The organism is Paenibacillus sp. BK720 (genome assembly GCF_011761545.1).
GTDB lineage: Bacteria > Bacillota > Bacilli > Paenibacillales > Paenibacillaceae > Pristimantibacillus.
On the sequence record NZ_JAASRQ010000005.1, the window covers coordinates 538,442 to 555,509 of the forward strand.

The 17,068-nt window shown below is 48.0% G+C and carries 22 protein-coding genes; all 22 read left to right on the plus strand.

From position 1 onward, the window contains the following. The 22 genes from FHT67_RS21380 to xylA all read left to right on the plus strand — a co-directional run bounded on the left by FHT67_RS21380 (position 1) and on the right by xylA (position 17,042). A complete protein-coding gene (locus tag FHT67_RS21380) occupies positions 1-1,317 on the plus strand; it encodes a phage tail sheath family protein (protein WP_167201256.1) in 1,317 nt (438 codons plus the stop codon). Between the two features lie 13 nt (positions 1,318-1,330). Then, positions 1,331-1,798, plus strand: a complete 468-nt coding sequence (locus tag FHT67_RS21385; RefSeq protein ID WP_167201257.1) for a phage tail tube protein — start codon at positions 1,331-1,333, stop codon at positions 1,796-1,798. Positions 1,799-1,834: 36 nt separating this feature from the next. After that, positions 1,835-2,242 (plus strand): phage tail assembly chaperone, encoded by a 408-nt coding sequence (locus FHT67_RS21390; RefSeq protein ID WP_167201258.1) that lies wholly within the window; start codon positions 1,835-1,837, stop codon positions 2,240-2,242. Positions 2,243-2,244: 2 nt separating this feature from the next. Further along, a complete protein-coding gene (locus FHT67_RS29735) occupies positions 2,245-2,406 on the plus strand; it encodes a hypothetical protein (RefSeq protein ID WP_208403410.1) in 162 nt (53 codons plus the stop codon). A 24-nt stretch (positions 2,407-2,430) separates the two neighbouring features. Continuing rightward, positions 2,431-4,572, plus strand: coding sequence for a tape measure protein (locus FHT67_RS21395; protein WP_167201259.1), 2,142 nt, complete (start codon positions 2,431-2,433; stop codon positions 4,570-4,572). Positions 4,573-4,635: 63 nt separating this feature from the next. Next, positions 4,636-5,424: a LysM peptidoglycan-binding domain-containing protein gene (locus tag FHT67_RS21400; protein WP_167201260.1), complete on the plus strand. Its 789-nt coding sequence runs from the start codon at positions 4,636-4,638 to the stop codon at positions 5,422-5,424. Then, positions 5,424-6,404, plus strand: a complete 981-nt coding sequence (locus FHT67_RS21405; RefSeq protein WP_167201261.1) for an XkdQ/YqbQ family protein — start codon at positions 5,424-5,426, stop codon at positions 6,402-6,404. The genes FHT67_RS21400 and FHT67_RS21405 overlap by 1 nt, the downstream gene beginning before the upstream one ends. Beyond that, positions 6,401-6,655, plus strand: coding sequence for a DUF2577 domain-containing protein (locus tag FHT67_RS21410; RefSeq protein WP_167201262.1), 255 nt, complete (start codon positions 6,401-6,403; stop codon positions 6,653-6,655). The genes FHT67_RS21405 and FHT67_RS21410 overlap by 4 nt, the downstream gene beginning before the upstream one ends. After that, positions 6,652-7,029: a DUF2634 domain-containing protein gene (locus FHT67_RS21415; protein ID WP_167201263.1), complete on the plus strand. Its 378-nt coding sequence runs from the start codon at positions 6,652-6,654 to the stop codon at positions 7,027-7,029. Before FHT67_RS21410 ends, FHT67_RS21415 begins: the two co-directional genes overlap by 4 nt. Beyond that, positions 7,030-8,091, plus strand: a complete 1,062-nt coding sequence (locus FHT67_RS21420) for a baseplate J/gp47 family protein (RefSeq protein ID WP_167201264.1) — start codon at positions 7,030-7,032, stop codon at positions 8,089-8,091. A gap of 2 nt (positions 8,092-8,093) precedes the next feature. Then, a complete protein-coding gene (locus tag FHT67_RS21425; protein WP_167201265.1) occupies positions 8,094-8,489 on the plus strand; it encodes a phosphoglucomutase in 396 nt (131 codons plus the stop codon). A gap of 4 nt (positions 8,490-8,493) precedes the next feature. Next, the gene (locus tag FHT67_RS21430; protein WP_167201266.1) at positions 8,494-9,516 is read left to right on the plus strand and encodes a DUF2793 domain-containing protein; all 1,023 of its coding nucleotides are present in this window, start codon (positions 8,494-8,496) and stop codon (positions 9,514-9,516) included. Then, positions 9,516-9,932: a tail fiber protein gene (locus tag FHT67_RS21435; RefSeq protein ID WP_167201267.1), complete on the plus strand. Its 417-nt coding sequence runs from the start codon at positions 9,516-9,518 to the stop codon at positions 9,930-9,932. Before FHT67_RS21430 ends, FHT67_RS21435 begins: the two co-directional genes overlap by 1 nt. A gap of 4 nt (positions 9,933-9,936) precedes the next feature. Beyond that, positions 9,937-10,560, plus strand: coding sequence for a YmfQ family protein (locus tag FHT67_RS21440; RefSeq protein WP_167201268.1), 624 nt, complete (start codon positions 9,937-9,939; stop codon positions 10,558-10,560). Continuing rightward, on the plus strand, positions 10,557-13,352 hold the full coding sequence (locus tag FHT67_RS29740) for a hypothetical protein (protein WP_208403411.1): 2,796 nt from the start codon (positions 10,557-10,559) through the stop codon (positions 13,350-13,352). Before FHT67_RS21440 ends, FHT67_RS29740 begins: the two co-directional genes overlap by 4 nt. Continuing rightward, positions 13,349-13,516 carry a hypothetical protein gene (locus tag FHT67_RS21450; protein ID WP_167201269.1) on the plus strand — a complete coding sequence of 56 codons (168 nt, stop codon included), beginning with the start codon at positions 13,349-13,351 and terminating at the stop codon, positions 13,514-13,516. The genes FHT67_RS29740 and FHT67_RS21450 overlap by 4 nt, the downstream gene beginning before the upstream one ends. 3 nt (positions 13,517-13,519) lie before the next feature. Then, the gene (locus FHT67_RS21455; protein WP_167201270.1) at positions 13,520-13,702 is read left to right on the plus strand and encodes a hypothetical protein; all 183 of its coding nucleotides are present in this window, start codon (positions 13,520-13,522) and stop codon (positions 13,700-13,702) included. A 36-nt stretch (positions 13,703-13,738) separates the two neighbouring features. Continuing rightward, complete coding sequence (locus tag FHT67_RS21460) at positions 13,739-14,032, plus strand: hypothetical protein (protein ID WP_167201271.1); 294 nt, start codon at positions 13,739-13,741, stop codon at positions 14,030-14,032. Further along, positions 14,032-14,271: a hypothetical protein gene (locus FHT67_RS21465; protein ID WP_132310515.1), complete on the plus strand. Its 240-nt coding sequence runs from the start codon at positions 14,032-14,034 to the stop codon at positions 14,269-14,271. Before FHT67_RS21460 ends, FHT67_RS21465 begins: the two co-directional genes overlap by 1 nt. Beyond that, positions 14,261-15,046 (plus strand): glycoside hydrolase family 25 protein, encoded by a 786-nt coding sequence (locus FHT67_RS21470; RefSeq protein WP_167201272.1) that lies wholly within the window; start codon positions 14,261-14,263, stop codon positions 15,044-15,046. Before FHT67_RS21465 ends, FHT67_RS21470 begins: the two co-directional genes overlap by 11 nt. Before the next feature lie 245 nt (positions 15,047-15,291). After that, complete coding sequence (locus FHT67_RS21475) at positions 15,292-15,504, plus strand: helix-turn-helix domain-containing protein (RefSeq protein ID WP_132310511.1); 213 nt, start codon at positions 15,292-15,294, stop codon at positions 15,502-15,504. A 224-nt stretch (positions 15,505-15,728) separates the two neighbouring features. Further along, complete coding sequence (gene xylA, locus FHT67_RS21480; protein ID WP_167201273.1) at positions 15,729-17,042, plus strand: xylose isomerase; 1,314 nt, start codon at positions 15,729-15,731, stop codon at positions 17,040-17,042. Positions 17,043-17,068: the final 26 nt, after the last annotated feature.

Sequence of the window (17,068 nt, forward strand, 5' to 3'; positions counted from 1 at the left end):
ATGGCAGGTGGAACATTTACGATGCAAAATAAGGTCCGGCCAGGTGTTTATGTGAACGTTGGCGGCAAAGGACAAGCGCTTGGAACTCTGGGGATTCGAGGAATTACGGCGATGGCGCTTCCGCTCTCGTGGGGAGCACCACAAAAGATGATCACTTTGGATGCGGGGGACGATTCGCTGACTAAGCTCGGCTATGACTTGAGCGCCGGCTCCATTCTGCCTGTCCGGGAGGCGTTGAAACGTGCGAAGACGCTGTTCATTTATCGGTTGAATACGGGTGAAAAAGCAACCATTACAATCGGTCAGCTGACAGCAACGGCGAAATACGGCGGTATCCGGGGGAATGACCTGACGGTTGTTATCGAGAATAATATCGATGACTCCGCGAAATATGATGTAAAAACGTTTGTAGACCAGGCCCAAGCCGACCAGCAGACGGTAACGATGATTTCCGAATTGAAGTCAAATGATTGGGTCGATTGGACGGGGACTGGTGCATTGACGCCAAGCGCAGGCGCGCCGCTTGCGGGCGGTACGAATGGAGCGGTTACTAACGCAGATCATTTAAACTTTTTGTCTGACCTGGAGTTGTTCGATTTCAACACGGTTGCTTATGTTGGAACGGACAATACGCTTAAAAATGTGTATGCCTCCTTTGTTAAGAGACTTCGTGATGACGAGGGCAAGAAGGTACAGGCGGTTGTCGAGAATGATCCGGCAGCTGATTACGAAGGCGTGATTAGCGTTAAGAACGGTGTAGTACTCGGCGATGGCACGATTCTCACGGCGGCGCAGGCGACAGCATGGGTGGCCGGCGCAACAGCGGCAGCTGATGTGAACGAATCACTTACTTATAGCGTTTATGACGATGCGGTAGATGTCTCTCCGCGTTATACCAATAGCCAGATCAATGCGGCGCTCAGAAACGGCGAGTTTGTGTTTACGGCGAGTAGTGGCAGAGCGGTAGTCGAGCAGGACATTAACAGCTTAACAAGCTTTACGGCGGAAAAAACGAAAGCCTTCAGCAAAAACCGCGTAATCCGGGTTTTGGATGGCATTAATAATGATTTTGTCCGTATTTTCTCTGACTACTATCTTGGTAAAGTTTCGAATAACGCCGCAGGACGCAACTTGCTCAAGTCGGAATGCATTAACAATATCGGCACGCTTCAGGGGATTGGGGCGGTACAAAATTTTGACGCTCAAAATGATATCTCTGTATATGCCGGGCAAGAGACCGATGCGGTCAACATTGATTTGAATGTTCAACCCGCGGACAGTGTCGAAAAAATTTACATTACGGTAACCGTAAACTAAGGAGATGACTTAAATGCCTTTTATGTTGGAATCTGATGCCATTAGCGGCAAACAAGCGACGGCGACTGCAACGATTAACGGCCGTGTGGAAGAGTTGTTTTATGCAAAATCGATTGAAGCAACGATTGAAAAAAATAAAGTGGATGTGCCGGTTCTAGGGCGAACCAATACGCCGCAACGTTCAGCAGGCTGGAAAGGCAGCGGTACGCTGACGGTTTATTATGTGACTTCCGTGTTCAGACAGCTGATGTGGTCTTACATTCAGACCGGTCAGGATTTCTGGTTCGATCTTCATATTACGAACGAGCAGCCGGGATCCGCTTCCGGCAAACAATCGGTTATGCTTAAGGGCTGTAACCTGGACAGCATCATCGCAACGAAGTTTGACGCGACCAGCGACGATATGCTCGACGAGGAAATGCCGTTTACCTTTAACGGCTATGATTTGCTTGATCAATTCAATACCATTACGGGCGCCTAACAGGCGGCCTCATTTCATATACGGAGGTAGATCTCAATGAATCTGCAAGAATTTCTTAATAACCACCCTGTTGATAATCTGACAGAGGAAATTATCGTTTCCCCGCGCTTCAAGAATGCCGATGGACTGCCGCTTAAATTTACGATTAAGGCGATGACGAGCCAAGAATTCGAGGAAATCCGCAAAAGCGCGACCGAGATCCGCAAAGGCCGCAAGGTAGAGTTCGATGCGCAAAAATTCAATTTGCGTGCGGTTATTAACCATACGATTGTGCCGGATTTCAAGGATGCAGCTAGCATTCAAAAGCTTGGCTGCCGCACGGCGGACGAATATGTGCAAAAAGTGCTGCTGGCCGGTGAAATGTCTACCATCGTGAGCAAGATTCAGGAGCTTAGCGGCTTTGACGTCGGAATGAACGAATTGATTGACGAAGCAAAAAACTAATCATGGAGGGGGACGGCGAAGCCAATTACGCCCACTACGCCCTCCATCAGCTGTATATCCTCCCGGGACAATTTGTTCAATTACCCCGGGAGGAAAAGGCCTTTATCATGGCATCCATCGATATTCGGATTAAGAAAGAGAAGGAAGCCGCGAGGAAAAGGTAATCGATACGTTATTTTGGAAAGGAGGTGAAAGTTCTGGCTACATTTGCTATTGCAATCAACCTGATAAATACAATGTCCAAACCGCTTGGCGGCTTAATTAAGCAAGTGCAAAAGATGGAAGCTGCCGTTGATCGGCTAGATCGGACGATGGCAGGATTAGGCGGGATGCAAAGTCTGGTTCAAAATAATTTGAAGGTTGTACAGGTTACCCAAACCATTAATAACAACTACCAACAAATCAATAATACGCTTACTCAAACCGCCAGCAGCTATCAGCAAATCAACAATTCGCTCACTCAAACCAACAATACGCTGGGTCAAACCGCAGCCCAACAAGAGAATGTAAACGCCGTGGTTAAGCAAGGACAAGGCGTTGTAGGCTTGTTGGATAAAGGGCTTAAGGGTTTAATCAGCAAGTACGCATCTATTCAAAGCTTGCAGGACGGTATGAAGCTAAGCGACGATTATATGAATTCGCTGACTCGAATCGAAGCGATTAATGACAAGCTGCAGTCGCCTGAACAATTACAGTCGAAAATCTTTGCCGCTTCCGACCGCTCAAGAGGGAGTTATTCCGACATGCTTGGCATGGTGGGCAAGCTCGGAGCAACAGGGGCTTTTAAGAGCAATGATGAGGAGATAGCATTCGCGGAAACTATGCAAAAATCGTTCCGGTTAGGCGGAACCAGCATGGCAGATCAGAAGTCGGGGATGGATCAAGTTGCCGGTGCAATGTCGGAAGGAAAGCTGAGCGGCGACGGATTCAAATCCATTTTGGAAAAAGCCCCGATGATTGCAGCGGCTATCTCTCAATTTACGGGTAAATCAGAAAGCCAGCTGGAAAAAATGGCGGAGAAAGGAGGCCTGACCGCAAATATTCTTAAAAACTCCTTATTTGCGGCTTCGGGCGATATTAGTAGCAAGTTCGGAGAGATGCCGTTGTCCTTCGCTGATTATATGGCGCAAATGCGGAGTACAGCGTTGCAGTCCTTTGGTCCGGTCATCCAGCAAATCAGCCAGTTGATCAACAGTCCTGCCGGGGGGCAATTCCTTCAAGGCTTTGGTGCAGCCATTTCTATTGCAGCACAACTTGCCGGCCAGTTGTTCACGGCAGTGTCTGCCGTAGTGGGCTTTATGAGCGACAATATGCCGATTATTGAACCAATTATTTGGGGGCTGGTAACAGCAATGACCGGCCTATGGTTAATAACCAAATGGCAAGCTATCACGCAGGTATTCCAGGCGGTAGCTTCCGGAATCTCCACTGCTGCCCTGTTCATCCAGATGGTAGCCGTTTTTGGTCTTCGGGAGGCATGGTCAACCTTAAACGCTACGATGAAGACCAATATTTTTATCGTTATTATTTCGGTTGTTGTCGGGCTGATCGTGTGGCTTATTCATCTTTGGCAAACGAATGACCAGTTCGCAGCGGCGTTAATGGGTGTTTGGAATGCCATACTCAATTTCTTTGACCAAATTCCAGGATTCTTTTGGGGTATGGTTGAAGCTATGCTAGCACCCTACGTCTGGCTTGCTCAAAAAATTGGCTTTATTTATGATAATGTAATAAATGGAATCATTGATGGTATTAATCATGTATTGCAAATTGTAAATAAAGTCACGGGCTCGTCCTTTGAAATACAAGGTCACTTCAGTATGGAGAATCTCACCAAAGGCATTCAGTCATTTGCGGCAGATCAGAAAAAGAATGCTTTCGCAAATGCTGCGGATCAAGCTGCTAAGCGACAGAATCGGACGGATGACATCATAAAAGCTCGTGAAGAAGATCGCTTAAAGAAAGAAAAAGAAAAGAATGCCAACCCTCTAGGTAAAGGGGATTATCGTAATTTGGTAAGCGGTACTTACTCCAACCCACCAGGAACAGTACCAGTAATCGGCGCCGGCGCCGGAACTATTCCCAAGATCGGAGAAGTGGGTGAAGTCGGCAAAATCAATAATACGGTCGACATCTCCAGCGAGGATATTGAAATGATGCGGAACATTGCCGAAATGAATGCGATTCAGAACTTTGTAACGCTGACGCCGACGGTTCAAGTAACGACTGGGCCGATATCGAAGGACGTTGACGTAGACGAGGTAATCCGAAGGATCGGCAGCACGATGGAGCAGGAGATTCAGTCTTCCGCGCAGGGTGCTTACGGTTAATAGGTTATGCGAAGGCGCTCTCTATTAAGAGCGCCTTTGTACGTTAAAAAAGGTGGTGTAAAAATGGCGGAGACAAGTCCGTTCACAATGATGATCGGCTGGAACAATGGTAAGGAGGGATGGGAGTTTCCGGTCTTGCCCGACGAAATCAACATTAAACGGGATGGATCAGGCAAGGAATACAATATTGTCGGCACCGGTCCAATCAGCACGATTGAGAAGCCGGGGCTTGCGGAAATAAGCTTCAAGAGTTTTTTTCCCGGACACAACTATCCCTTTAATCAAAGTATTTATCATTGGAAAAAGTATGATCCCGTTCTGGACCGAACCGAATCCTTGAATACGATTTTTAATGTGCTGCGCGGCGTCGACTGGAAACCGAAAGTACCGGATCCCAACGCCTATGTGAACGATATAAACAGATGGATGCACAGCGGTTACCCTGTCCGGTTTATTTACGTGGGCAGCAACACCCAGGATGATTCAGCGAAAATCAGTCTGCCGATGTCTATCGAATCCTTCGAGCGTTGGGAAGAGGCGGGATCCCCGGGCGATATTTTTTATTCGCTTAAGTTGAAGGAGTATGTCTTCCATTACCCGCAAAAAGTCAAAGCCGTAACAACGGCCGACGGTAAAACGAAACTCCTCAAGGGGTCTTCTACAAGATCGGATGATCGGGTGCCCCCAAAGACGTATACCTTAAAACCGGGCGATACCCTTATAAAGGTAGCCGGCATGCAACTAGGCGACAGCGCGCGGTGGAAGGATATTCAAAAGCTTAACGGAATTACGGATGCGGAGCTCAAGCGTCTGCCGGTCGGTAAAGTACTTAAATTGCCGGAGAGGCGCTGATGCCCATGTTTGAGCTTATCGTCGATAACCGCAATGGAACGCTCTGGAACCTTTCCAAGCTTGTACCGGAATTAAGCTGGAGTACAAAAAGAACCGGTAAAGCCGGCACGCTGCAATTTACGATTATTCGTAACCCGTCCTACCAGGAGTCTCATTATGAGATCAATTGCGGCGACGTCGTCAGGCTGCGCATGAACGATACGGTCCTTTTTTGCGGATATGTGTTTGTACTGGAGGATTCCGAGGACCGGGAATTAAAAGTAACGGCGTACGATCAGCTCCGGTATTTGCTCGAAACCGATACGTACGTGAAGACGAACGTTACCGCTACCCAAGTGCTGAAGGATAACGCGCATGAGGTGGGACTTGCAGTAGGGGATATCGCGGATACGATTCATCCCATAAAGACATTTTCGCAGGATGGGCAAAAAAGGCTTGATATGATTTATAAAGCGCTTGACGAGACGTTGATCGCTAAGGGGCGCATTTACGTTTTGTATGATGATGCCGGGTATCTAACACTCAAAGATATCGATAATATGACAATCGATCTGATTCTCGGTGATGGAAGTCTCGTATACGGCTATTCGCTGAAACGCGACATTGATTCGGATACGTTTAACCGGGTGAAGATGGTGAAGGATAATCAAGAAACGGGCAAGCGCGAAGCCTATATTCTGCAGGATAGCTCAAAAATTGGCAAGTGGGGACGCCTGCAATACTATCAGAAAGTTGATGACGGGCTTAATAAAGCCCAGATCAATGCGATGATGGAACGCGTGATGGAGCTGAAGGGCCGCGAGCAGAAAACATTTAAGCTGGATGCCCTTGGCTATATCGGCATGCGTGCCGGCGTGAAGCTGCAAATCACGATTAAGGAACAGGGGATTAATCAATATTTCCTCGTTGAAGAATGCACCCATCAAATGAAAGGGGACGAGCATACGATGAGCCTGGATCTAAAGGTGTATGGCGCATGAGCATTAACGACCAAGTAAAAAAAATCGTAAAGGAATATTTAAGCTCGATACAGCCGGTGGCCGTGATGTACGGAACGGTTACGAATGTAAATCCGCTGGAAGTGAACGTTGATCAACGTCTCACCTTTTCGGCGGATTTTTTAATTGTACCGGAGCATCTCGGTTCCAGTCTGGAACTTGGATCGAAGCTGATCTTAATGCGTGCGGCCGGCGGTGAGAAATATGTAGTGATAGGGAGGTTGCCGGATTGATCTTGCCTGAAGGAGCGGTTCTGAATACCGCGTCAGAAGAAGTAGAACAGACCAGCCGAACCTATCGATTGGATATTGAGCGAGGGAAGATTACGGGGCTAGTTGATGGGCAGGATGCCGTAAAGCAGGCGATTTACAAAATACTCGATACGGAGCGATTCGCCCATTTCATTTATTCCGGGAACTACGGAAGCGAGAAAAGTGGAATATTCCGCACCGATTACGAGCGCTGCATTCGTGATGCTCTGCTGCAGGATGAGCGCATAAGCGCCGTTCAGGATTTCGAAATATCCGGAAGCGGAGACGAGGCTGCCGTTCGTTTTACGGCTCTTACGATTTACGGCTCCGTAGCCATTGAGAAAGGAGGATTCTAATTGTACGAAACACAAACCTTCGAAATGATCTTGCAGCGTATGCTTGACCGGGTACCCGGCGCCGTAGACAAGCGCGAAGGAAGTATTATTTACGATGCTCTTGCTCCGGCGGCAGCCGAGTTGGCCCAAATCTATGCCGATCTCGATATCAACTTGAACCTGGTATTCGGAAATACCTCGTCCGGGGAGTATTTGGCGCGGCGAACAGCGGATTTCGGAATCGAACGCCAGCTCGCCTCTAAGGCCCAGCGGCTTGGTTTATTTTACAGCAATGAAAATGTACTTATGGAGGTTCCAATTGGCAGCCGTTATTCTTTGGATGGCTTGTCCTACAAAGTAACCGAGAAGATCTCGACCGGCAATTATAAGCTGCAAGCCGAGACGGCTGGAAGCGCGGGGAATGCCAATTACGGACAGATGCTTCCCATTGATTATACTAACGGTCTTGCGAAGGCGGTGTTATCAGAGGTTTTGATCCCTGGAGAAAACGAAGAGGATGATCATTCCTTAAGGCAGCGATTTCTAGCAAAGGTGCAAAAACCGGGAACCAGCGGGAATGTATCCGACTATAAAAACTGGGCCTTATCCGTGTCCGGTGTCGGAGCGGCTTACGTGAAGCCTCTGTGGAACGGGCCGGGTACGGTAAAAGTGACCATCCTGGACAGCGAGATGCGACCCGCATCCGCGGCTTTGACCGAGGAAGTGCAAAACTTCATTAGTCCGCTGCCGGGGATGGGACAAGAGGTGGCTCCTATTGGGGCTATCGTAACCGTATCCCCTGCAGAGGGAGTGGCCGTAAATCTTACGGCTAAGCTGATTCTGAGCGGTTCGGCATCCTTGGCGGATGTCCAGAAGAACGTTGAATCGGCGATTGCCGCCTACCTGAAGGGACTCGCTTTTGCGGAGGATCCTTCTCCTAAATACGTTCGTATCGGTGCATTACTTCTGGATATTGAGGGAGTTAACGATTACTCCTTCCTGCAGATTAACGGGGGCATATCCAACATCCCGATATCCCCGGATCAAGTAGCCATACTTGGAATGGTGAATTTGGAGGTGTAAGCATGCCTTATCATTTTGTACCCAAATTAAATGCCAAAACAAATGGAAGCCTTTATGTAATAGAAGAAAGAGTGAAGATGACGGGCGGTTCGTATGTCGGATTTCTGGCGCACGATAACATCCTGGAGAGTACGATTCGTGTCTATACGGGGTCGAAATATACGGGCTCGTTAGTCAAAGACGTTGTCGTCTCTATACCAGCGGAAACGCCATGGAGGCGTCAGGTCAAAATCTTTTCAAATGCGGATGAAGTTTACGTGACTTACGAGACGCCGGGCGATGTCGTTGAGGCGGATGATATTAACGGGCTGCAAGAAAGTCTGGCCGCAACGCAGAAAGAAATCGAGGATTACAGAACCAACGGTGTTGTTGACGGGGGATCTTTTATAGGGGAGTGATGGAATGGCTCAAACGATACAGCTGAAAAGGGGCACAAAAGCCCAACTGGATGCTCATGGGCCTCTCGTATCCGGCGAAATGGGATTTTGTACGGACACGAAAGAAATTTTTATTGGAGACGGCAGCGCAAATACGCTTATCGGACGGGCGATGTCCGGGACGGAGGCCGCAAGGCCAACGGCATCCGTTTTGGGACGTCTCTATTATGTGACAAGCGGAACAAATGCCGGTTACATGTACTTCGACAGTGGCACGGCCTGGCAAGCGGTCAATGCGCGGAAATTAACCGAGTTATCGGGCTCCTTGGACGATATCATTGATGGATCAAGCTACGGCAAAGTGTTAAAGACCGATCTTTCAAGCGGTCACGTTAATAAGATTTCGGATGGATCGAACACTTTGACGGCGGCGGAACTAAGAGGACATCTCAATGACGCCAGTCTGCACAGGCAGATTAACGATTCCGGTTTAGCAGTAACGGATTTATGGTCGGCCCAAAAGATTAGAAATGAGATCGAACTGGCAAAAAGAAATATTGAGCCGCAAGCTTCCGTAAAAAACCGGACAACGACAGCTCCACCATCAACCCCGGCTGATGGCGACCGTTATGTCATCCCTGGCAGCGCAACAGGCGTCTGGTCGGGCAAGACCAATCAGATTGCGGAATGGCAATCGTCCACCTGGACGTATTATCCGCCTGCGGTTGGCTGGACCTGCTATGTCGACGATGAGCAAAAGATTTACTCCTGGAACGGATCGGCGTGGGTTCGGACTGGCGGCGCGCTCCAAACGGTTGGGGCCGGCAACGGCCTAACGGGCGGAGGACAAGCAGACAGCGTGACTCTAAATGTTGGAGCGGGTAACGGGATTGCGGTTGCAGCAGACGCTATTTCAGTCGTGGCAGGTAGCGGTATCACGGTTGGCTCAAGCGGTGTTGCCGTTAATATTGATGCCGCCGCTATTATCTACGATGCTGCGAATGGCAATAGGCTCACCGTAGGAACCGTAGACGGCGGAACGTTCTGATGGCCAGGAGAGCACTAATTCAGATCCGCCGGGGACTGGAGATCAATATCGGTTTGCTGGCCGAAGGAGAGCTTGGTTATTGCACGGACAGCCAGAAGCTTTATATCGGAACCAGCGGAGGAAACGTTGTGCTAGTTGCTGCCCAGACTGCCGGAGATATGCTGAAGTCCATCTATGATACGGATAATGACGGCAAAGTAGACGCTGCCGTTGCTGCAGACAACGTTCCATGGTCTGGCATAAGCAATAAAACGGCAGCTTCCGTTACCGCGGCAGGTATCGTACAGCTTAACAGTACCGTTACGAGTACCAGCACCGTGCAGGCAGCCACCGCAAGCGCGGTCAAATCGGCTTATGATTTGGCCAGTGGAAAACTAAGCCCTAGAGTAACTTGGAATCAACTTAAGGGGGTGTGAACGTTTGGCATACGGAAATGAAGTCTATGGGGCGCTGGCATACGGAGCGGAGGAGGGGGAGGACGGCAATAGCAATCTTAATGGCATTGATCTATTAGCCTATCTACCTTCCTATTACAGAGAAATAACCGAAATGAAAGAGCTTCAACAAGCCGCCGGTTATGAAATTTCGGAGCTTGCTGAGAAAGGTAATGATCTGCTGGACCAGAGTTTTATCGACACGGCAACCTGGGGATTGATGCGCTGGGAAAGCGAGCTGGGCATTGCGGCGAATCGCGCGCAGTCTTACGAGCGGCGAAGGGAGCAATTGAAAGCTAAGCTATTCGGTTCCGGAACAACAACGAAACAGATGATTATCGATACGGCGGCGGCTTTTTCGGGCGGTGAGGTCGCGGTGAATGTGTATCCGGAGCACTATCTGTTTGAAATTGTCTTTGTCGGATCGAAGGGGATACCTCCAAACATGCCGGGCTTTATCCAGATGCTTGAGGATATCAAGCCGGCTCACCTGGCTTATAGCTTCAAGTACATTTATACGGTTTGGGATAACCTGACGGAATTATCGTGGGGAGATGCCCATGCAAAAACATGGTCCGAATTAAAAGTATACGAAGGAGGAAAGCAATGAAAACGACAAGTAATCTCGGGCTGATGAAGCCCGAAGGAACAGATGTTGTAGATATTGAGAATTTTAATGCCAACGCGGATACGCTGGATACCACGATCGGCGCAATGTCCACCGTGCCAACCGCGGCAAAAAATATTGCCGGGGCAATTAAGGAAATCCATATGGCAATGTCAAACCTGGACACCACGATATCGGATGGAGAAATTACAACGGCCAAGTTAGCTGATTCGGCGGTTACAAACGTCAAGCTTGCCGCCAATGCCGTAACAGGAGCCAAGATGGCGAGTAGTACCGTGACGGCAACTCAGCTTGCCGATGGGGCCGTAACATCGGCAAAGCTTGCCGATAGCGGAGTGAGCGCGGGGACCTACAAAAGCGTGACAGTGGATGGAAAAGGCCGGGTGACTGCGGGGTCGAATCCGACAACGCTGTCGGGTTACGGGATTACGGACGCTGCGTCTTTGGCTAGCCCGGCTTTGACGGGGACGCCGACAGCGCCGACTGCCGTAGCGGATACAAGTTCGTCTCAACTTGCAACAACTGCATTCGTACTTGGTCAGGCAGGATCGACTGCTCCAACTATGAATGGCGCAGCCGCTGCTGGCACGTCAGCGAAATATGCCCGCGCCGACCATGTTCATCCGACGGATACTACTCGTGCACCACTTGCATCACCAGTATTAACCGGTACCCCTACAGCACCGACGGCAGCTGTAGGTACGAACACTCCACAGATCGCTACTACTGCCTTTGTAATCGGTCAGGCGGGAACAGCAATTCCTAATTTAAATGGAGTTGCTGCTGTAGGCACGTCGACTATGTATGCGCGCGAGGATCATGTTCACCCGTTAGATCCAGATGTAAATAAAGATATATCCTACCTTAGACGGGAACTCGCACTGATGAAACAGCGTGAGGATGTTCGGGACCTTCAAGACCGTATAGACGGTGCAACTGATCTGTTCTATGACATGATTGGCGGTAATGACTCTTCTTCAATTCTGAAGCGTGATGACACTATGGCTACTGTTGAAGTTGCTTTGGGAACCGGATCAACTACGGCCACAGTAACATATGTGAAAGGAAAGTCATTTGCAGTTGGTCAAGAAGTAACTATTCACGACACGACAACTACAACGAAGTTTGAACGGGTTCGGATCACATCTGTTCCAAATAGCACTAGTATCCAGTTTACAGCGACTACACAGGGGTATGCTACCGGTGCTGCTATTTATAGATCTGCCGGAACCATCGGAGGAAATGGAAAGCTAGTATTCGGAGGGCTTCCAAAGCCTACTACTGTAACAGTTTCAGGGTCGTCCCTTACTACAGCATCAGCTGCCATGGTAGGAAACCGGGCGGGGGATAAGTTGGTTATGCTTGATAACGGATGGTTAGTAGCTATTACTATGCTAGGAAGCGGATCTTTCACTTCGACTATGCATGTATCCAAAGATGGAGGAGTTAATTGGAGTGTTGTTTGTACGTTATCTGGATTGGGCTTATATAGTGGACCACAGTATGGAAATGGGGGGATTCTCGCTGTGGGAAATTCCATTTTTTGGTTAGCCCCACCGCAGGATAGTAGAAAGATGCTTCTGTACAGAGTTGACGTGGCTACGCAGGCTAATGTAGACCTGACAACTACTACCCCTGTGTTTCAATTTCACCCCAAAGTTGGGAGTCTATATGTAGCTGGTATAACAGCAACGGATAAAAATCTTATTGTATCATACGTTCAATCACAACCTGTTGCAGGGTATAGAATGTATTTTAGGCAATCTACAGATCTGTCCGGGGCATACTGGGACGACGAGCAACCGTGGGACAATGGTTGGGTGACTGCGTATACTAGCTCTGGCCAGCAGCTACTTCCGTGGATCACCATGCGTGCTCTGGGGAGTGAAGTGCTTATGTCCTATGCTTCTTATGACGGGTCATCCTACAGTTATAATTATATCTTCACACTTAACACAGAAACGGATGTACGTACATTTACATCCCAGATGGGGGCAAGTTCTGGGAGTAGCTATTATAGGGGCTTATCTATTTGTCATATTCAGAAAAACGGCCCATCTGCGGGGCGTTACTGGGTGGCTTATAGCTCGGGTAACTACAGTACTTGGAACATCCAGTTCCATTATTCAGATGATAAAGGTGCTACATGGTCAGCGGCTGGTGCAGTTACTAATGGTTTATTATCAGAGCAAAGTGGAGGCTTTTGTGAGGATGCAACCGGTAATATCTATATCCCGTATAACGATAACAATGATGGTTTGTCCTTTGTTAAGTGTCCTGTAGGAACTACTACCTTTGGACCTGCTGTAGTAATAGATTCAACATTTAAGGATCTAACAGGGGTATGTTTTACGCTCCCATATATTCTAGGAACAGTTACTGTTCCTCCTGTATTGTACGGTGCAGCAGCATCGTCATACGTCAAATTTCGAGGCACGTATACTTGGGCGAATAAGGTACAGCCGTTGGCCATGGATGTCCGTTATGCTGGTGATCCGTCTGACAAAATAGATACCATCGCTTTATGGATACAACGTGACATCGACTCTAATCTCACGGTAATTCCGACTGCTTCAGTTCATGTGACTAATGAAGTTTATTCAGCTATGAGTGCATCCTCAACGATCAATATCGACGGGAATACATCTGAAACAAGCTATACTTATAGAATAGGGACACCTCAGGAAAGAGCGGCTATCCGGCTGTCGGTAACGCGCTCAACGACGAGCAATATATCGGGCATTAAATCCGTATTCGGAGGGGTTGGACGATGAAGATTAAAGATCGGCGAGAGGATGGCACTTTCGAAACGAAAGTTATCGGAAAGGACCCGGAAATGGTTATTTCAGATTTAGAAGCACAAAATATGGAATACAAGGCGCGTCTTGTTGACGTTGAGCTCGCACTTGCAGAATTATTCTCTGGAGGAGGTGCATGATCTATGGCAATGGCTAATTATAAGATTCGAATCATCGCTAGTGCTTGCCTGACTCGATATAATGCAGGCGAAGGTAATATCGAAACCGTCATCCACAGCTATGATTTGCCAGAAGAAGATAGAGAATTGGTTATCGATAATATCAAAATAAAACGACCAGAATTAAATCTCAGTTCTGTTGTATAAGCGGTGCTTTTATTTTGAAAGAAAGCAGGTGATAAGATGAATTGGAGCTCAATTACGGTTGTTATTGGGGTTTGCACTGGTCTCAGCGGAATTATTCTAGGTTGGTTGGGACGGTCGCGATCCATCCGAAGTGATACGGCAGCCGCAGCAGGCAGGGATGCGACCTTGCGTACGGACGTTGAGTATATCAAACGTGGCGTTGATGATATGCGCGTAGAACAGCGAATACAGGGGCAGCGGTTCGATATTTTGGCAGAACGGGTTACGAGAGTTGAGGAGTCGTCCAAACAGGCTCACAAACGGCTCGATCGATTGGAGGCAGAGCACTAATGGAACAACAGGATATTCTCACCCTAGCCGCCCTTGTGGCGGCTTTTGTTGGTGTCGTTAAGGGTTACGGTGTCCCGGCTAAACATAGCTCGGCCATTGCTATTGGTGTAGCAGCTATTTTCGTCCTCGTTCCTTCAACGGTGCGAGACACTATTATTAACATTGCCGTAATTGGACTCACCGCATCGGGCGCATACAGCTATGTTAAAACAAAGGACAGTGGCAAGGATGCAAGCTAAATCAGCAGGTAATGTTAAGATCATTGACGTCTCTCACCATCAAGGTTCAATAAACTGGACAGCAGTAAAATCGGATGGTGTAAAGGGGGCATTCATAAAAGCAACGGAAGGCAGAACGATCCTCGATGATAAGCTCGAAGTGAACGCCAAGGGAGCTGCGACAGTAGGACTTGCAATTGGCTTTTATCATTATGCTCATCCGGAGAATAACGATCCATTGGTAGAGGCTGCTCAGTTCGTGAATGCGATAAAAGGCTTTGCAGCCCAGTTCCCGCATGTCTTGGACGTTGAAGGCAAGGCGTCTACAGTTGGCGGGGATCAATTATCCGATTGGTGTTTAACCTGGCTTCAAGAGGTGGAACGTCTTACCGGACACCCAACGATGATCTACACAGGGGCAAGTTTCGCGAAAATTTTCTTGAACAAGCAGGTCGCATCATTTCCTCTATGGATTGCTCATTATGGCGTAGAAACACCAATAGCGAACGGCACATGGGAAAAATGGTCCGTATTCCAGTATACTTCTAGCGGGAGTGTAAAAGGGATAACTGGAAATGTAGATATTAATGCCATGGAGCATGATTTTTTCGATAAGCATGTTCAACTTCCTGAGTGTATGAGGGAAAAAGAATACATCCTCAAACCTGCTGATGCGAACAAAATCATTCCGTTTTTATCCGCTGCTTATAAGGCAACGCAGGATCCGGAAGCACGTGAAGAACTGCATCGGCTAGCCAACGAACTGCGTAAAGTGTCAGGGCAAAAAGAACAGTAGGCATTAAAAGGAGCTCAAACACAGAGAAAGAGTGTTTGAGCTCTTTTTTGCTTGTTTTTAGGTGATTTTTAATACTCCGAACCCTATTTCCAAATTATTTTCAACTTGCAATAGGAACGTATGTTTGGTATATAATAGGAACACATGTTCTTATTATATAGTCTATCTATATAGGGTGAATCGTAACGGTTGTTTCGGAATTGGCATCTTCAAATATGAGGATCAGCTATTATCAGGAGGGTAGTGTGATTCGAGTGATTTTTACATTTAAAGAAATTCGCTTGGCGAAACAATTGGAGGTCAGTGACGTTGCTGCACGAATCGGTGTATCGGATGATTTGTTATTGAAATACGAAAAAGACAGCCGCATGATTCCATGCAGCATTGCCATGAAATTATGTACCCTTTATCGTGTGCCTACAATCGATCTGATTTATATCGGTAAGCTGCCGGATTAGCATTGGCAGTTTTTTATTTCCCCGTTACTTCAGTGTAATGAAGCGAACAAACGGGAATATTACTCCTGAAAAAAATGCAAAAAAATATTTTGATGAATCTTAGTTTGTTTAATAGACAAACTAAGTTGCCCGTGCTATATTATTGGTGAGCGTTTTCAAAACACACTTAGCTAACGAGAAGATTGAACTTATACTCGTACATTTTAAAGGAGGATATTCATCTCATGACGTATTTCGCTAACATCGGCAAGATCCAATTCGAAGGCAAAGGCTCCGACAATCCGCTGGCATTCAAACACTACGATCCTAAACAAGTGGTTCTGGGCAAAACCATGGAAGAGCATCTTCGCTTTGCGGTTGCTTACTGGCACACTTTCAACGCTAACGGTACGGATCCGTTCGGTAACGCAACGATGATCCGCGGCTGGGACAAATTTGACGGTCTTGACCGTTCGAAAGCCCGCGTGGAAGCTAACTTCGAATTCCTGGACAAAATCGGCGCGCCGTTCTACGCATTCCATGACGTGGATATCGCTCCTGAAGGTGCTACGCTGCAAGAAACGAACAAAAACCTCGACGTTATCGTCGCTATGCTGAAAGACCATCAACAACAAACCGGCAAAAAATTGCTGTGGAATACGGTAAATATGTTCTCGAATCCGCGTTACGTACACGGCGCTGGCACAACTTGCAACGCTGACGTATACGCATACGCTGGCGCGCAGCTGAAAAAAGGCCTTGAAGTCGGTAAAGAGCTGGGCGCGGAAAACTATGTATTCTGGGGCGGCCGCGAAGGTTACGAGAACCTTCTGAACACGGACATGGGCTTCGAGCTTGACAACCTTGCCCGTCTGTACCATATGGCTATCGCTTATGCGAAAGAAATCGGCTTCGACGCTCAATTCCTGATCGAGCCTAAGCCAAAAGAGCCTACTAAACACCAATACGATTTCGATGCTGCAACAACAATCGCATTCCTGCAAAAATACGGCCTGAAAGATTACTTCAAGCTGAACCTCGAAGCTAACCATGCAACGCTTGCGGGTCATACTTTCGAGCATGAAATCCGTACAGCTGCAATTAACGGCATGCTGGGCTCTCTTGACGCTAACCAAGGCGACCTGCTGCTCGGCTGGGATACCGACGAATTCCCAACTGACCTGTACTCGACTACGCTGACGATGTTCGAAGTTCTGAAAGCCGGCGGTCTGACTCGCGGAGGCGTTAACTTCGACGCGAAAGTGCGCCGTGGCTCGTTCGAGGATCAGGATCTCTTCTTGGCTCACATTGCCGGTATGGATTCCTTCGCTTGGGGTCTGAAAGCAGCTGCGAAGCTGATCGAAGAAAAAATCTTCGATCAAATCGTTGAAGACCGTTACAGCAGCTTCAAATCCGGCATCGGCGCTGAAGTTGTTGCTGGTAAAGCATCCCTGGCATCCCTTGAAGCTTACGCTTTGCAAAACAACCCGATCGTTAACAAATCGGGCAAGCAAGAGCGCATGAGACTGATGCTCAGCGAAGTTATTTTCAGCGTTTAATCGCCGAAGATAACTTAGGCAATGGG

Coding starts and splice junctions, on each gene's coding strand:
- FHT67_RS21380 (WP_167201256.1), top strand. CDS start 1: ATGGCAGGTGGAACATTTACGATGCAAAATAAGGTCCGGCCAGGTGTT.
- FHT67_RS21385 (WP_167201257.1), top strand. CDS start 1,331: ATGCCTTTTATGTTGGAATCTGATGCCATTAGCGGCAAACAAGCGACG.
- FHT67_RS21390 (WP_167201258.1), top strand. CDS start 1,835: ATGAATCTGCAAGAATTTCTTAATAACCACCCTGTTGATAATCTGACA.
- FHT67_RS29735 (WP_208403410.1), top strand. CDS start 2,245: ATGGAGGGGGACGGCGAAGCCAATTACGCCCACTACGCCCTCCATCAG.
- FHT67_RS21400 (WP_167201260.1), top strand. CDS start 4,636: ATGGCGGAGACAAGTCCGTTCACAATGATGATCGGCTGGAACAATGGT.
- FHT67_RS21405 (WP_167201261.1), top strand. CDS start 5,424: ATGCCCATGTTTGAGCTTATCGTCGATAACCGCAATGGAACGCTCTGG.
- FHT67_RS21410 (WP_167201262.1), top strand. CDS start 6,401: ATGAGCATTAACGACCAAGTAAAAAAAATCGTAAAGGAATATTTAAGC.
- FHT67_RS21425 (WP_167201265.1), top strand. CDS start 8,094: ATGCCTTATCATTTTGTACCCAAATTAAATGCCAAAACAAATGGAAGC.
- FHT67_RS21430 (WP_167201266.1), top strand. CDS start 8,494: ATGGCTCAAACGATACAGCTGAAAAGGGGCACAAAAGCCCAACTGGAT.
- FHT67_RS21435 (WP_167201267.1), top strand. CDS start 9,516: ATGGCCAGGAGAGCACTAATTCAGATCCGCCGGGGACTGGAGATCAAT.
- FHT67_RS29740 (WP_208403411.1), top strand. CDS start 10,557: ATGAAAACGACAAGTAATCTCGGGCTGATGAAGCCCGAAGGAACAGAT.
- FHT67_RS21450 (WP_167201269.1), top strand. CDS start 13,349: ATGAAGATTAAAGATCGGCGAGAGGATGGCACTTTCGAAACGAAAGTT.
- FHT67_RS21455 (WP_167201270.1), top strand. CDS start 13,520: ATGGCAATGGCTAATTATAAGATTCGAATCATCGCTAGTGCTTGCCTG.
- FHT67_RS21460 (WP_167201271.1), top strand. CDS start 13,739: ATGAATTGGAGCTCAATTACGGTTGTTATTGGGGTTTGCACTGGTCTC.
- FHT67_RS21465 (WP_132310515.1), top strand. CDS start 14,032: ATGGAACAACAGGATATTCTCACCCTAGCCGCCCTTGTGGCGGCTTTT.
- FHT67_RS21470 (WP_167201272.1), top strand. CDS start 14,261: ATGCAAGCTAAATCAGCAGGTAATGTTAAGATCATTGACGTCTCTCAC.
- xylA (WP_167201273.1), top strand. CDS start 15,729: ATGACGTATTTCGCTAACATCGGCAAGATCCAATTCGAAGGCAAAGGC.